Source organism: Mucilaginibacter galii (genome assembly GCF_014635825.1).
Taxonomy (GTDB): Bacteria; Bacteroidota; Bacteroidia; order Sphingobacteriales; family Sphingobacteriaceae; genus Mucilaginibacter; species Mucilaginibacter galii.
The window spans coordinates 193,156-206,751 of the sequence record NZ_BMDO01000005.1 but is presented as its reverse complement, the minus strand read 5'-3'; the positions used below and the strand labels follow the sequence as shown (position 1 = coordinate 206,751).

At 43.7% G+C, this 13,596-nt stretch carries 14 protein-coding genes; 1 reads left to right on the top strand and 13 read right to left on the bottom strand.

Annotated elements, in window-relative coordinates; genetic code table 11:
* Positions 1-66 precede the first annotated feature (66 nt).
* The 10 genes from IEV61_RS10945 to IEV61_RS10900 all read right to left on the bottom strand — a co-directional run bounded on the left by IEV61_RS10945 (position 67) and on the right by IEV61_RS10900 (position 10,011).
* Complete coding sequence (locus tag IEV61_RS10945) at positions 67-882, bottom strand: TerC family protein (protein ID WP_188416556.1); 816 nt, start codon at positions 880-882, stop codon at positions 67-69.
* Between the two features lie 161 nt (positions 883-1,043).
* On the bottom strand, positions 1,044-1,781 hold the full coding sequence (locus tag IEV61_RS10940; RefSeq protein ID WP_188416554.1) for a hypothetical protein: 738 nt from the start codon (positions 1,779-1,781) through the stop codon (positions 1,044-1,046).
* 10 nt (positions 1,782-1,791) lie between these two features.
* Positions 1,792-2,478, bottom strand: a complete 687-nt coding sequence (locus IEV61_RS10935; RefSeq protein ID WP_229747103.1) for a hypothetical protein — start codon at positions 2,476-2,478, stop codon at positions 1,792-1,794.
* A gap of 260 nt (positions 2,479-2,738) precedes the next feature.
* Positions 2,739-2,936 (bottom strand): hypothetical protein, encoded by a 198-nt coding sequence (locus tag IEV61_RS10930; RefSeq protein ID WP_188416553.1) that lies wholly within the window; start codon positions 2,934-2,936, stop codon positions 2,739-2,741.
* Between the two features lie 141 nt (positions 2,937-3,077).
* Positions 3,078-3,812, bottom strand: a complete 735-nt coding sequence (locus IEV61_RS10925; protein ID WP_188416551.1) for a DUF4932 domain-containing protein — start codon at positions 3,810-3,812, stop codon at positions 3,078-3,080.
* A gap of 486 nt (positions 3,813-4,298) precedes the next feature.
* A complete protein-coding gene (locus IEV61_RS10920; RefSeq protein ID WP_188416549.1) occupies positions 4,299-5,561 on the bottom strand; it encodes a gliding motility protein GldB-related protein in 1,263 nt (420 codons plus the stop codon).
* Between the two features lie 225 nt (positions 5,562-5,786).
* Positions 5,787-6,128, bottom strand: a complete 342-nt coding sequence (locus IEV61_RS10915; protein ID WP_188416547.1) for an LptM family lipoprotein — start codon at positions 6,126-6,128, stop codon at positions 5,787-5,789.
* Between the two features lie 242 nt (positions 6,129-6,370).
* On the bottom strand, positions 6,371-7,699 hold the full coding sequence (ffh, locus tag IEV61_RS10910; protein ID WP_188416545.1) for a signal recognition particle protein: 1,329 nt from the start codon (positions 7,697-7,699) through the stop codon (positions 6,371-6,373).
* 123 nt (positions 7,700-7,822) lie between these two features.
* The gene (locus IEV61_RS10905) at positions 7,823-8,515 is read right to left on the bottom strand and encodes a response regulator transcription factor (RefSeq protein ID WP_188416543.1); all 693 of its coding nucleotides are present in this window, start codon (positions 8,513-8,515) and stop codon (positions 7,823-7,825) included.
* Positions 8,512-10,011, bottom strand: coding sequence for a sensor histidine kinase (locus IEV61_RS10900; RefSeq protein ID WP_188416540.1), 1,500 nt, complete (start codon positions 10,009-10,011; stop codon positions 8,512-8,514). The genes IEV61_RS10905 and IEV61_RS10900 overlap by 4 nt, the downstream gene beginning before the upstream one ends.
* A gap of 128 nt (positions 10,012-10,139) precedes the next feature.
* On the opposite strand from IEV61_RS10900, the gene IEV61_RS10895 reads away from it, so the two are divergent.
* Positions 10,140-11,345, top strand: coding sequence for a TIGR03435 family protein (locus tag IEV61_RS10895; protein ID WP_188416538.1), 1,206 nt, complete (start codon positions 10,140-10,142; stop codon positions 11,343-11,345).
* 1 nt (position 11,346) lies between these two features.
* Here IEV61_RS10895 and IEV61_RS10890 read toward each other — a convergent pair whose 3' ends face one another.
* From IEV61_RS10890 to IEV61_RS10880, 3 genes are all read right to left on the bottom strand, one after another.
* The gene (locus IEV61_RS10890; protein WP_229747102.1) at positions 11,347-12,411 is read right to left on the bottom strand and encodes a DUF3078 domain-containing protein; all 1,065 of its coding nucleotides are present in this window, start codon (positions 12,409-12,411) and stop codon (positions 11,347-11,349) included.
* 65 nt (positions 12,412-12,476) lie between these two features.
* A complete protein-coding gene (locus IEV61_RS10885; protein WP_188416536.1) occupies positions 12,477-12,827 on the bottom strand; it encodes a hypothetical protein in 351 nt (116 codons plus the stop codon).
* Between the two features lie 2 nt (positions 12,828-12,829).
* Complete coding sequence (locus tag IEV61_RS10880) at positions 12,830-13,564, bottom strand: hypothetical protein (protein WP_188416535.1); 735 nt, start codon at positions 13,562-13,564, stop codon at positions 12,830-12,832.
* Between the last annotated feature and the right edge of the window lie 32 nt (positions 13,565-13,596).

Here is a 13,596-nt window from a genome sequence, read left to right as displayed (position 1 = left end):
ACTTATTTACCAAAGAAGCCTCCGCGAGTTATTCGGAGGCTTCTTTGGTATCTGGCTGTATTGTTATTAACTCTTATCCAGCACTTCGTCGGCTTCATTTGCTACGTTGGCCTTAATGGCATGACGCTTAGGAAAATTGAACAAGAGCGAAGTCACCACCGGTATCACAAATACCAGTACGGTAAAAATGGAAACAATAAGGTCTGTCCGCTCACCTTCAATAGCTTTTGAAATTGGGCTGGTTGGATAAAAGTGGGTGAATAGCGAGGAGGCCAGCTTAATTCCTAAAACACCTATCACTACAAAGGCAATGGTTTCTAAAAAGGTAAACTTCTCCATAAGTTTAACAAAGGCCTGGGCCACAAAACGCATAGCCAGTATACCAATAAACACCCCGGTATAAATCAGGAAAACATTATCGGTAAAGGCAACGGCGGCAAATACATTATCTATAGAAAAAGCCAGGTCCATGATCTCTACCAGGGCAACGGTGGCCCAAAAGTTACCTACTAAACCAACGGTCGATTTATAGATCCAGCTTTCCTCTTTCTTAACAGCTTCTTCACCTTTGTCTTCTTCGGCTGCCTTGCCCCTAAAATAATTTACAGCGAGGTAAAGCAGGTAAAAGCCGCCTAATGGCTTTAACCACCACACCTTAACCAGATAAGTGGCCAGCAGCAGGCATACCCCCCTAAAAACATAGGCACCTATAATGCCATAACGCAGGGCCTTATTGCGCTGCTCTTTAGGCAAATCCAGCACCATGGTGGCTAGCACGGCGGCATTATCAACCGAAAGCAGGCTTTCAATAACAATAAGATTGAGTATAATGAGCAGGCCGGCCTGTATATCGTTACCTAATAATTTGTGCAGAAGCTCCATGAGTTGTTGTGCTTATGAACAGCATCAACCAGTTACTATAATGCGTTTACAGTAACTGGTTGATACCGGCGTTCAATGGCAAAGTTAGAACACTCCGGCACATCATCATGTTTTAATATGACAAGATATCGTTATAGGCTCTATTTCAAGCCTGTTCTGCTTTAAAAATTACTGCAGGCGTTACCCATATCCAGCGTGAGTGAATAGCTCGCCTGTTCAATTTTTTGCGTTACTGAAAGATTTTCGCCGTTAAACGACGTTTGAAAATCGTAGGTTTTGCCTTGTCCTAATGTTGTAGTGTTCAGAACGCCTTTATCCATGTAACCCAAATATTGATAGGGCTGGTTAGAGCCGGTTTCGCGAAACATGATGTAAACACTCGGGCGGATCTCAAAATCGCTGCGGTTACGGCAGGTGCCAATAAAGTTAAGTACCACAGGGGTTGGATAAACAGGCGGATCGGGCACTACAATTGGCGGCGTTGTAGAACCTACTTTTGCTACCTGGATGTTTATAATTTGCTGGCTTTTATCGGCAGTAAATGTAATGGTTCGGGTTGCCGTGGTGTAGCCGTTGGCAGTAATGGTAGCGGTACAAGTAACCGGATTAGAAGCAGTGGGCGTTAACGCCGGGCCTAAGCCAATGGTTACCACACCTTGCACCAGGTTAAAGTTCTTTTTGCCTGATATTTCATAAATATTATCGGCAGCGGCACCGCTTATGGTAATTTTGGCATTGGCCGGTAGGGTGCCGTTGGCAGCATCAGTAACCCTGATAAAGGCGGTATATTTAAGAATATCGGTATCTACTACTAATTTAATGTTTTCGGTTGGTTTTTTACAGGAGAATACCGAGAGCAGTAATATGGCGAAAAAACAGCTTTTTATATAGATTTTCATGATTGGAGACTTAGAGTTTGTAACTAAAGTTAAGCTGAAAAACCGGCAGCCAGCGGTAATCTTTCACATTGTCTTTTAACTGGCCTTCCTGGGTGTTATTCCCTTTCAGGATGCCGGTACCCACAATTTTAACATCGGGCTCTTTGAGGTAATAGGTACCTAAATCAACGTTAACATTAAAATGGCGCTTAGGCATTACCTTAAATAAACCGATACCTGCATAAGGTGCAATACCCTTCCAGTCAACATCCAAATTCAAATAACCTACTTGGTCTGGCGTAAGAACTATATCACCGTAGGTGTAATTATCTTTAGGCTGAACCTGCATGCTTCCGCGGCCTCGAACAAAGTAAGCCGCACCGCCTACCAGCCTGAAAGCGGGTGCCGATTTAAACGGCGTATAATCGGCCAGTAGGTGAATGTTGGTAAATTTGGCCGACACCTTGGAGGTAGAGTTAAAGTCGGCAATATCAAAAGCATCGTTCACGCTAACCGGGATAACATTGATACCTAGGCGCAAAGCTACTTTTTTATCAATACCGTAAGCATACTCTGCACCAATACCCTGGCTACCTAAATTTAGCTTTACCGATTGCTGGTGTAAGATAAGATCGCCCGAGTTGTTGATCTGTGCTGCGACATGGCCTGCTCCCAATAAAATTAACAGCGGGATAAGAAATACAAATTTACGATACATATAAGGATTTATTGAATATTGCCCGAGGTATATAGTTCCCGTGCATGGCGGAAGTGCCGGATAGTAAGCAGACTGAGTTAAAATTCACCGATTAGTTTTGATATTATATTGTTTTAAATCGTGTTAATTGGTTTTACAGAACACAGCGTTCTACGCTGAGGATCGGTATAAGGTTGCATATGTAGGTGAATATAAAAAAAGCCACCTTATAAATAAGGAGGCTTTAAAACATAATAGCAGTAATATCAACAAATATTTTATTATAATACGTCGGTGGTAAAAGGTTTGATAAACTCAGGATCCCAGGCACCGCTCTCTTTGTTGAGCACGTACTTGGCTTCGTACCTTACACCATCCTGGTCAAAGGGGAACTCAATTTCTGATTGGTTTTTATCCTTAGCAATCAATTCTTGTAAGTAGCCGTCGGCTATGGGTTTTAATTCGTCAAAGCTTTTCATGGTTAATATATTTTGTTAGGTGCTTATTAAGACAAAATCTATGCCTGATAAATTTGATAAATTCGAACTCCTGCTCATAAAAAAAGGCCACCTTTATTAAGGCAGCCTTCAGGATATATATAAGTAAAATTAGGGGCGTAATTATTCTGCCGAACGGTTACCTGCAATGGCTTCTTTCATGGCGTAGTAGCGGCCGTTAACCGACATGCGAGGAAAGATGATCAGTTCGCTGTAAGCGTGGCCTTTAATTTCCATAGTACCGGCGTAGCCTTTGGTTAATGGCGACAAGATAACCTGGTAGCCTTTTACAGTACCGTTAACTGTTTTTGCTTCGTTAAAAGAATATAGGTTGTTTGCTTTTTGTATCATGTCGGCATACAGGCCGTTGTGCTGTACATAAAACTCGTGGAAGCGGCTGTCTTTATGAAATTTTTCGAGCAGGATGGCAAAGCGTTTAAAATCAACTCTGTTAAGATCTATACGGTAGCTGCTTTTTAGTGAAAAGCGGTTGCCATTCATTTGGAAAGCGTATAAACCATCAAGGTAACTTTTAACCAGTTTAGGGTTGCGGCTAAGTGTAGCATTAAGCAGTTCTACACTTTTGTGGTTTTTGTATTTGCCCATCCAAGTCATTAAATCGTGGTAGTAAGCTGTGTTTTGATCTACAATAGCGGTATCTTTTTGTGCCAGGTTGGTAAGGGCCAGCATGGCATAACCTAATTCGAAATTCTCAGGAACTTCGGCGTTCATTTTCCCGCTGCTTGCTATAACATATTTTGAATTAAAGCGTGAAGCAACATCGTAGCTTTTGCAGCTGGTGAACAAAGAAGCGGCAGCAATGATGCAAAGGGTGGCAAGAGTAAAAGTACGTTTCATTTTAATTAAGGGTTATTTTTGTTGTGTATGTTTAATTAATAAATCTGTTAATACTTAGGCAATACAAATGCCGACAGTGCCCTTTTGCAAGGTTTTGCATTAAATAGCATCATTTATTATCAAAATCGAGGTTAATTAACACGAAATATTGCTAAACGAATAATGAAGGACAAAAACCTCAATTTCCCACTGGGGATAGTACACCCTGCCCTTGTTGACACAGCGCCCCAAAACAGGAAATCGGGGAACTAAAAATATAGCTCGCTAATTATCAGCAAATTGCAAACAGCAGTTTGGCATGAACGATTGATCGCCATTTATCTCCTTTACCTAAGTACAAACTCAAAGCAGCGCTCTGCATTTATTTATATTAGAGAATAACAAAAAAAAACCGCCATACAGAAACATCTGCATGGCGGTTTAATTATTAAAGCGGGTTTTAAATCTCCTGATATTTACGCTTTTCTATCTCTAATACCTGAACATCTATTTCAAGAAAGGAAGTTCATCGGCTTTACTTAAGGTATAAAATTGCTTGTAATCTTTTACATGCAGCATATCATCAATGGCTTTCTTTTTATCAGGGCTATTTTGATAGTAGGCTTTGCAAATGTAGTAGCCTACCCAGTAACCTAAATCGGCGGGCTTGTCGGCCGTTTCTTCATCAGAGTTGGCAATCCAGTGGCTGGCTTTATTCAGGTACATATCCTTTGTAAAATCGGCCCAGATCTGCTTCTCACGACCTTTGGCCCAGGTGTGCAAACGCGGGTTAGCTGTTTTGCCCGAAATAAGCTCGCCTATAAAATCGGCCATACCTTCTACCATAACGCTTTTGAGTAAAGTAGTATCGCTGCCCATTCCCTTTTGCTGGTAATGGATGAGCTCGTGTGCCATGAGGTAAGGTAAGGCATCAATATCGGTCAAATTATTCCGTTCCCACAGGCTGAGTTCGCTTACGTTCACGTCGGCCGAACCGGCAGCCTGATCGAGCCCGATGAGCAGGCCGTTATCTGAAGCCGTTCCACCCGAGGTAAAGCTGCCGATAATAAAATACATATTAGGAAAGCGTGCCGCCGGATACAGGTTTTTGAAATTAACAAAGCTCTGCTGTATCTGCTTCTTCTGCGATTCTACCTTCTCGGTACTCTTGCGAATGCTTGCATAAAACTTAGCCCGCTTATCGTGCCCTCTCACAAAATTAGCCAGCGATGATACCTTGTAGGCAAAGTAATCTTGCATGCCCGGGCTGGCCGGGTTGAGGTAATATTTTTTGTAGATAGCTAAACGGTTGGCCGTATCTTTTTGAGCAAGGTCATAAGCTTTCCAAAAGTTTTGGACGTCGGTAGTTACCAGTTTGGCTTTATAAGGGTCGTCGGTGTCCCTGACAGGAACGGGCGTATTAATGATGGTTTGCCATGCTGCAAGAGAGTGCAATACGTCAAGATCGGTATCTACTTTGATGTGCTGTATATTAGTATAGCCGTTTTTGATAGATGCATTCAACATCAGGAACGCGCTATCGGTTTTACCGGCCAGGGCATAACAGCAGGCTGCATTATAATAATCGTTCTTTTTTACAGCGGCGTATTCGGCATTAGCAGCAGCCTTGATGTAGTACGGCCCGGCCTGCGCATAATTCTTGGCTTTATAAAGACTATCGGCCTTGCGACTAAACTTGGTGTGATTTTGCGAAAAGGCGGTAAAGGAAATACCGATAAGTAATAAGGTGAGGAGGGGTTTAAGGGTCATGTACGGGTTTATGAATTTTGCTCTAAAATAGCTATCTGTAATTTATAAACCTCAATATTGTTTAATCCTATAGGGTTTGCTGGATCCTTTTTATAAGCTTAATTGCATCATCCAGCACTTCAATAAAAGGGTCGCCCGTTTCTCTCTAAACGCCCATACTACTATCACTTGCGGTAGCTCCACAATTTTAAACTACTAAGGAAGATAATCTATAATAGTCCGAAACTACTTAAATTTAATTACGTCTACTTTCATCGTAAAATCGTCAGTTGTTTTCTGATTAACTTGTCTATTAAGCTCAGAATAAACAACGCCGTCACCACCAATCTCTTTAGCTTTTTCAATGACTAATTGCCTCGTTCTGATTTGGCTGGACTCGGATCGTCCTGTAGATGCATTCATATGTCCTATAACTTCAAACGGTCTGTTTATGTCTTTAGTAGAATAAAACGACTGCACTTCATTTGTTGAAGTAAATTTCGAACCAAAATATACTGGAGAATTTAGAGAACAACCCGATAGAAATGAGATCATTCCCAGTACAAAAAGCAAACTAAAGATCTTCATAAATATTTAAATGTAATGGCTCTAATATAATGAAAACTTAGTAAGTGATGAGAAAACTACCAGTGTGTTTAATAAGAGTTTTCGAATTCTAAGTCAATGAAATATTGAGGTGAAAACTAACCAGAGACAAAGTACTTGGACTTCTATACCCGCGTTTTTAGACCACCGCCAAAAAACAAAACCGCCATGCTGAAAATTTCAGCATGACGGTTTTTTACATCAAGTTCTTGACTCTCTCCTAACTACATCTTCGGCATACGGCGCATCATGTTGGCCATGGCTGCGGGGTTGCTTACTTGTTTCATGATTTTGCGCATGTCTTCAAACTGCTTTATTAAGCGGTTTACTTCCTGCAAATCGGTACCCGAACCTTTGGCTATACGGTTGCGGCGGCTTGGGTTAATGCTGTCGGGGTTACCTTTTTCGTAAGGGGTCATGGAGGAGATGATGGCTTCAATGTTCTTAAAGGCATCATCGCCAATCTCCACATCCTTCATCATTTTGCCTACGCCCGGTATCATGCCCATCAGATCTTTCATGTTACCCATTTTCTTGATCTGCTGAATCTGGCTGTAAAAGTCGTTAAAGTCGAACTTGTTCTTGCGGATTTTCTTTTGCAGTTCGGCAGCTTCTTTCTCATCAAATTGCATCTGCGCCCGCTCCACTAAGGATACCACGTCGCCCATGCCCAAGATCCGCGAAGCCATCCGCTCTGGGTGGAAAACGTCTAAGGCTTCCATTTTTTCGCCCGTACCAATAAACTTGATAGGCTTGTTCACTACCGATTTGATAGACAAGGCTGCACCACCGCGGGTATCACCATCTAACTTGGTTAACACGGCACCGGTAAAGTCAAGGCGGTCGTTAAATACCTTGGCAGTATTCACCGCATCCTGACCGGTCATGGCATCTACCACAAATAAGATCTCGTGCGGGTTAACGGCGGATTTCACTTTCTCTATCTCCACCATCATGGCTTCGTCAATAGCTAAACGGCCGGCGGTATCAATAATAACCACATTATTGCCGTTGGCTTTGGCGTGGGCAATACCCTCTAAGGCAATAGCCACAGGGTCTTTACTCTCCAGGTTGGCATAAACCGGGATGCCTATTTGCTCACCTAAAACCTGTAACTGGGTAATAGCTGCGGGGCGGTAAATATCATCGGCTACTAAAAGCGGCTTTTTGTTCTTTTGTGTTTTAAGGAAGTTGGCCAGTTTACCGCTGAAAGTAGTTTTACCCGCACCGTTCAAACCTGCAATTAAGATAATGGTAGGCGTAGCAGGAAAAGTGATCTCAGCCGTGGTACCACCCATTAAGGCGGTCAGCTCATCGTTCATGATCTTGGTGAGCAACTGACCGGGCGAAATAGTAGTTAGTACATTATCGCCCAATGCTTTCTGCCTTACATCATCGGTAAAGGCTTTGGCGGTTTTATAGTTTACGTCGGCATCCAGTAAGGCTTTTCTAATTTCCTTCATGGTTTCGGCCACGTTAATTTCAGTAATGGTTCCTTGTCCTTTCAGAACTTTAAACGCCCTGTCGAGCTTATCGGAAAGATTTTCAAACATGCTTTTTCCTGCTTTATTTTGAGGTTACGAAGTTAAGGTTTTTTGTTGATTAGTTGATTGGGTTAAGTAGTTGAATAAGTGTAATTATGCCTGCTATTTATCATACCAGCTGCTTAACTACCCTTACCCGTAAATAAGCTTATAACCCTGCCCGCGAATGTTGAGGATATTAACCGTGGGGTCGTCTTTTAAATACTTACGCAGTTTGGCCATAAATACATCGAGGCTGCGGCCCGAAAAGTAGTCATCATTGCCCCAAAGTTGCAGCAACAGGGTTTTACGGTCGAGCACCTGATTTTTACTGCCGATGAGCATGTGCAGTATTTCGCCCTCGCGGGTGGTAAGCGTACGCTTTTTGCCCATGAGTGTTAAGGTTGATGCCGGGTACTCGAACAGGTATTGCCCCAGGGAGGTAATGTGTGCCGTGTTTACCACCGGGCTTACCAGCCGGTTTTGGCTGAGCAACGCTTTAATGCGAATGATGAGCTCTTCTAAACTAAAAGGTTTCTTTAAATAATCGTTGCCGCCGCTTTCAAAACCCTGTACCACATCTTGCGGCAACGAGCGCGAGGTGAGAAAAATAATGGGCAGCTCAACGTTATGGGTCCTAATGTGGCGGGCCAGGGTAAAGCCATCACCATCGGGCAGCATCACATCCAACACCATCAATTGTGGCACGTGCTCACTGTAAAGTTGCATGGCTGTTTTAACGGTATCGGCATGCAGTACATTAAAACCACGGGTTTGCAGGCTTTCGCGCACAATTTCGGCCAGTATGGGTTCATCCTCTACCAGCAAGATCAGTGGTTTGTTCATACCGGCCAGTTTAAGGTTAAGGTAGTGCCCTTGCCGGGCTCGCTTTGTAGGTGGCAGCTGCCGCCATGCCGTTCCGCTATACTTTTTACATAACTCAGCCCCAAACCATGGCCCTTTACCTCGTGCCGGTTACCGGTAGGCACCCGGTAAAACTTTTCGAATACCAGCCCCAGGTTGCCGCTGCTAATACCAGCTCCATAATCGCATACGGCAATAGCAAGGAGGTTACTCTTCATAGTACAAGTCACCTCTATTTTCACCTCGTTGCCCGAATACTTAATGGCATTATCAATCACATTGCTTAAAGCATGCTCAAAATACAACCGGTCGGCTTGCAGGGTTTGAACATGGCTATGGTTAGCATAGCTATAGTGCACCGTTTTGGTGGTAGCTACGGTATGATTTTGGAGAATTGCCTTGATGGTGTCATCCACGTTAATGCTTTCGGGTTGGATGGCAAAATCCTGCCTTTCATAAAGGGTACTATTCAATACCTTGTCTACCAATGTTGATAATCGCTGCAGTTCGTTTTTAGAATGATTGAGATAGCGCTGTGTTTTCTCTCTATCATCGAGCACGTTGAAACCCGACAGTGCTTCTACCGCTGCCGATACACTGGCAATGGGCGTTTTAAATTCGTGTGTTATATTGCTGATGAAATCGTTTTTAATGGCCGATAGCTTTTTCTCCGTCAGCAGCGAGCGCAGCAGGTAAAACAGGCTAAAGCCCACCATTAAAACCAGCACCAGTGAACCGCCCACCATAAAGCCAAGCTTTGATACAATGTAACCTGATGGGTTTATAAACATGGCGCGAACGTAATGGTCTTTTTTATTGTTCTTATATGTTAAATGTGCTTTGGTAATGATGGGATAAAGGGTCAGCAGTGCGGTACTAAAATTACTCTTGTTAAAAATACTATCCTTAAAGCGTAAGGAGAATTTAAACGGGGTGTATATCTCCCGTTCAGCTAAAAACTTTGTTAATATTGGCCTTAGCCTGGCTGTGTCAAAATCAAGTTTCCTGACCTGCTCCATGGTAAACTTACCTAACTTTTGTGTGTGGTAAAAGTAAAAGCGGCTCTCCAATTCGGTCACCCTAACCGACCGCGCAAAGTAGCGTGTTATTTTGTTACGGTAAGCCGTATCGCCGGGCAATAATACTTTGGTTAATGTATCTGATAAAAAGCTGCTGCTATCGGCCGGGTGGCGCTTATCCATCACGGTGAGCAAATAGCGCTTTTGCTTGATGTTGTATTGGTTTTTGATAATGAATTCGTTGGTATCATTTAACAGGTTTAATACCCGCTGCTCAATAGTATCGCAACGCACTATAAACTCCTTTTTCACCGCATCTTCCATGGCCAGGTTTACTTCCTTTTCAAAGGTGGCCTTGTTTACAAAATAGTAATTCCTGATCCAAAAATATTGCAGCACAAATACCCCGGCAACCGCAGTTATACACAGTATTAATAAGTAACGGGTGCTCATTTTCATTCACCCCAAATATAGCAGGTTGTGGCAGCATCAGCGTGACCGTTAACGTAATATAACCTAAGTTAACCGGGCCAATAACACATTCCTCTTTCTTCTATTTGCAGCTTTGCAGCATCAATCCATAACACATGAAAAAACTGCTTACGCTCATTTTTGCACTTTTCAGCACTTTAGTCTACAGCCAAAACTACCGGCTCAAAGCGGGCGATCACTTTCCCGACCTTATTTTCCGCCCTATGGTAAACGCACCGGTTAAAGAACTGGACCTTAACCACTACCCCGGGAACAAGCTGTACATCCTTAATAACTGGGGAACCTGGTGTGCACCGTGTATGCCCGAAATGGAAATGCTGGCCAAGCTACAGGATAAGTACCCTACCCAAATACAAATAATAGGCGTAAGTAACGATTCGCCCGAAAAGCTGCGAAAATTTATTGCAAAGAGGCCTTCCAAAATATGGCTGGCCAGCGATACATCGGAAATGCTGTACCAAATGCTCGACCTGGCTTCGGTAGGTTATAGCGCCATAGTTGATGCCCGGCGCAACATAGTAGCCGTGGTCAACACCGATTCTCTCAGCACCAAGATGATCGACAGGCTCCTAAAAGGTGAAAAAGTTGTTTCGGATGCTAAGATCAAAGAACGGTTAGACAACAGCACTAAAGATGCTTTTGGCGTTGATACCACCATGACCAGCAGCTTTACCATACGTGGCTACATGAAAGGCCAGCAGTCTTTAGGCAGGGTACCCACCATGGGTGCCTATGCCAAACGGCGCATTAGTTATTATAACGTTGGCTTCATTACCTTGTACCGTACCGCATACGAGATCAGAAGTCCTAAACAGATTATTTATGAAATAGATAAAAAGAAGTATAACGATTACAACGACCAGAGCCAGCTCTACTGTTTCGACCTATTGGTTAGTGCCGCTCAAAAGGACAGTTTATACCCTATGATGCAACGAAAGCTGCAGGGAAATTTACCGGTAAAAGCCCGCACCGAAATGCGCACCATGCCGGTATATCTGTTAAAAACCAAACCTGGCGCGCCGCTTACCCTGCCCTTATCGGCACCCAACACCCGCACCTATAGTTTTAACGGCAATGGTTTCGATGGCAAAGAGATTACGCTTGCAGAGTTTGCACACATTTACTTGAGCAATGAACTGGAACTGCCTGTGATTGATGAAACCGGCTTAACTAAAGGCTACGACATTAAAACCAGTAATGACGCGCGCGACAAAACCAACATTTTTGCCGCGGTAGATAAACTTGGCCTCACTTTAGAAAAAGCCGAGCGCCCGGTTAAGGTGATTGTTCTTTATGAATAGTTTACGGGAAACGGTACAATACCCCCAAAGCTAAGTTCTCATTGCTTTGTACGCTGGGCGAGGTATCGTTATCGAACAACGCTACGCCGGTTACCGTTACCGAAATGAGGCGGTTAACACGGGCGGCAATAGTGACATCTAAACGGTGATCTACATTTTTGAGCGACCGGCCGTAAGGTATGAACAGTTGGTACCTGCTGGTTAAACGCAGGTTTTGCATAATCTCTTTATCAAAAGCCGCCACAGCCTGGAAAGCCAGCTCGTTTTTAAATGTCCTGTATTGGGTTACGCCGTAATTAGGGCCGGTTTTGTTTGATATTACCGTATCTAACACAAAGGTTTGACGGGCCGTACCTGTACCAATCCGCAAATCGAAGTAACCATTGGGCTTATACTCTAAACCTACCGATTCGGTAATATAGCCCGGGGCCATAAAATTGGAAATAAGCGTGCGATTACCGTTGCCATCATAGCTAAAACCCTTATCAAACTGCGACTCAAAACTCAACGACCCAAAGAAAAACCAGCTTTTAGACATTTGGGTAGCTATCTTGTTATCCCAAAAAATACGGTCGTTACTCTTGCGCGATAGCTGGTCTTTATTTTTTGAACGGCCGTAAAGTAATATTAACTGGCTGGTGTAGGTAAATGGCTGTTTGTTGTATTCTATCTTATAATCAAGGTTACCATTCAGCGCAAAAGAGTTTACACCACCCCCGGCCCAGTTATTACTAAAGCCGGCCTGGTTAAAGTTCATACCAAATATTACGTACTTGTGCCAATAGCTCACCTTATAATCGAGCATGGTAACGGGTATAAGCTCGGGCTGTATTTGCACGGGTCTTAAACGCTGCGGCAACGCGTTGCGCCGTGGCTCTATACGGTAGCGGTTAAGCAGGTTGGTGTCTATCTTAATACTATCGCGGCGAAGGCTATCGGCACGGCGAAGATTGTCGGCAACCACACGCAGACTATCTGCTGCACGTTGCAGGCTATCGGTTTGCGCCATAGCCATGGTACAGGTGAGCAAAAATAGGACAAGAAATCCGAAGCCGGTTTTCATCATAGATAAAGCAAATAAAACGAAAATGTGCTTTTAATTAAAATATCATTTCAAATAGCGCATGTCTTTTAAAGCTCTCCCTCCCGGGGAGGGTTTGGGAGGGGCCTGCACCAGGCCCAAAACCGGCGGGTTTGCAGGTAGCCCACATCGTATTCGTGCCGGTAAGCCTCCTGCTCAAAAACAATGTTCATATATGCCTCATGGTGTGTTTTATACCTGAACCTATTCAAAATATAATTGAGCAGGTATAGCAGGTAAAAAGGGATCACCAACAGTTCGGCTGCCTGTTTGAGGTGTATGGTTTCGTGGCGAATGAGCACCACATCTTGCTTAAACACAGCCTTTTTAACCAGTATAAACGGAAAAACGGCCATACCATCTACCTGCAAAAACGGGGCAATTATAATAGGATAAGCCATTACTAGGGGTTAAGCTCCTGCAGGGCCACAATGTTTGGGTTGCGCAAAAAGCGTTTCAGGTTGCCTTTAATGTAGCTGGCAAATTCATAATCGGTAGCGGTGGTAACCATATAGTAACTGGGCCGGTAGCGGGTCATGAAACTGGTGAGCTGCGGCTCTTTTAAACCGGTAAGCTGCTGCACCAAAACTTTGCTAAAACGCTGGTCTACCACATCCAGCTTATGGTCGCGTTCAATAATTTCGCGCAGATGCTCGGCATTGCGGCCGCTTTTACTCAGCATGTTCCAAATGGCATCAATACTTATACCCACCCCAAAGCCGGGCCCAATGTTCAGCAAATCGCGATTGGCCGATACGCCGTACAATTTACTCATGTAGCGCCGGGTGGCCTCCAGTTTTTTTTGCGCGCTTAACAGTGTATCGCGCACGTTAACATCGGGCAGTATAATGCTACTGGCTTTAAGATAAACGGCCATATCGGCATTGCGCTGTACCTTAAGGGTGTCGGTAAAGTAGTTCTGCTTGCTAAAAACCAGCAAGTCGCCGGGTTGAGCCAGTATTTTAAATTCGGCCTTTAAGTTATTATAAACCGACTGGCCGTTGCGCAGGTTGCGCACGTTTACACGGGCTATACGTTCTTTGGTAGTTTTATCAAACACCAGGCCCACCACAGGTTTATCCTGCGATAATGCGTTTAAAGCCGGAAGGCATAGTAAAAGCAAGAGCCATAGTTTCATTTGTTGTTTTGAGCCGTGTTCTTCAATTAAAA

Excerpts from the sequence above, each read along its gene's own strand:
- IEV61_RS10945 (WP_188416556.1), bottom strand. The coding sequence starts at position 882 with ATGGAGCTTCTGCACAAATTATTAGGTAACGATATACAGGCCGGCCTG.
- IEV61_RS10940 (WP_188416554.1), bottom strand. The coding sequence starts at position 1,781 with ATGAAAATCTATATAAAAAGCTGTTTTTTCGCCATATTACTGCTCTCG.
- IEV61_RS10935 (WP_229747103.1), bottom strand. The coding sequence starts at position 2,478 with ATGTATCGTAAATTTGTATTTCTTATCCCGCTGTTAATTTTATTGGGA.
- IEV61_RS10930 (WP_188416553.1), bottom strand. The coding sequence starts at position 2,936 with ATGAAAAGCTTTGACGAATTAAAACCCATAGCCGACGGCTACTTACAA.
- IEV61_RS10925 (WP_188416551.1), bottom strand. The coding sequence starts at position 3,812 with ATGAAACGTACTTTTACTCTTGCCACCCTTTGCATCATTGCTGCCGCT.
- IEV61_RS10920 (WP_188416549.1), bottom strand. The coding sequence starts at position 5,561 with ATGACCCTTAAACCCCTCCTCACCTTATTACTTATCGGTATTTCCTTT.
- IEV61_RS10915 (WP_188416547.1), bottom strand. The coding sequence starts at position 6,128 with ATGAAGATCTTTAGTTTGCTTTTTGTACTGGGAATGATCTCATTTCTA.
- ffh (WP_188416545.1), bottom strand. The coding sequence starts at position 7,699 with ATGTTTGAAAATCTTTCCGATAAGCTCGACAGGGCGTTTAAAGTTCTG.
- IEV61_RS10905 (WP_188416543.1), bottom strand. The coding sequence starts at position 8,515 with ATGAACAAACCACTGATCTTGCTGGTAGAGGATGAACCCATACTGGCC.
- IEV61_RS10900 (WP_188416540.1), bottom strand. The coding sequence starts at position 10,011 with ATGAAAATGAGCACCCGTTACTTATTAATACTGTGTATAACTGCGGTT.
- IEV61_RS10895 (WP_188416538.1), top strand. The coding sequence starts at position 10,140 with ATGAAAAAACTGCTTACGCTCATTTTTGCACTTTTCAGCACTTTAGTC.
- IEV61_RS10890 (WP_229747102.1), bottom strand. The coding sequence starts at position 12,411 with ATGATGAAAACCGGCTTCGGATTTCTTGTCCTATTTTTGCTCACCTGT.
- IEV61_RS10885 (WP_188416536.1), bottom strand. The coding sequence starts at position 12,827 with ATGGCTTATCCTATTATAATTGCCCCGTTTTTGCAGGTAGATGGTATG.
- IEV61_RS10880 (WP_188416535.1), bottom strand. The coding sequence starts at position 13,564 with ATGAAACTATGGCTCTTGCTTTTACTATGCCTTCCGGCTTTAAACGCA.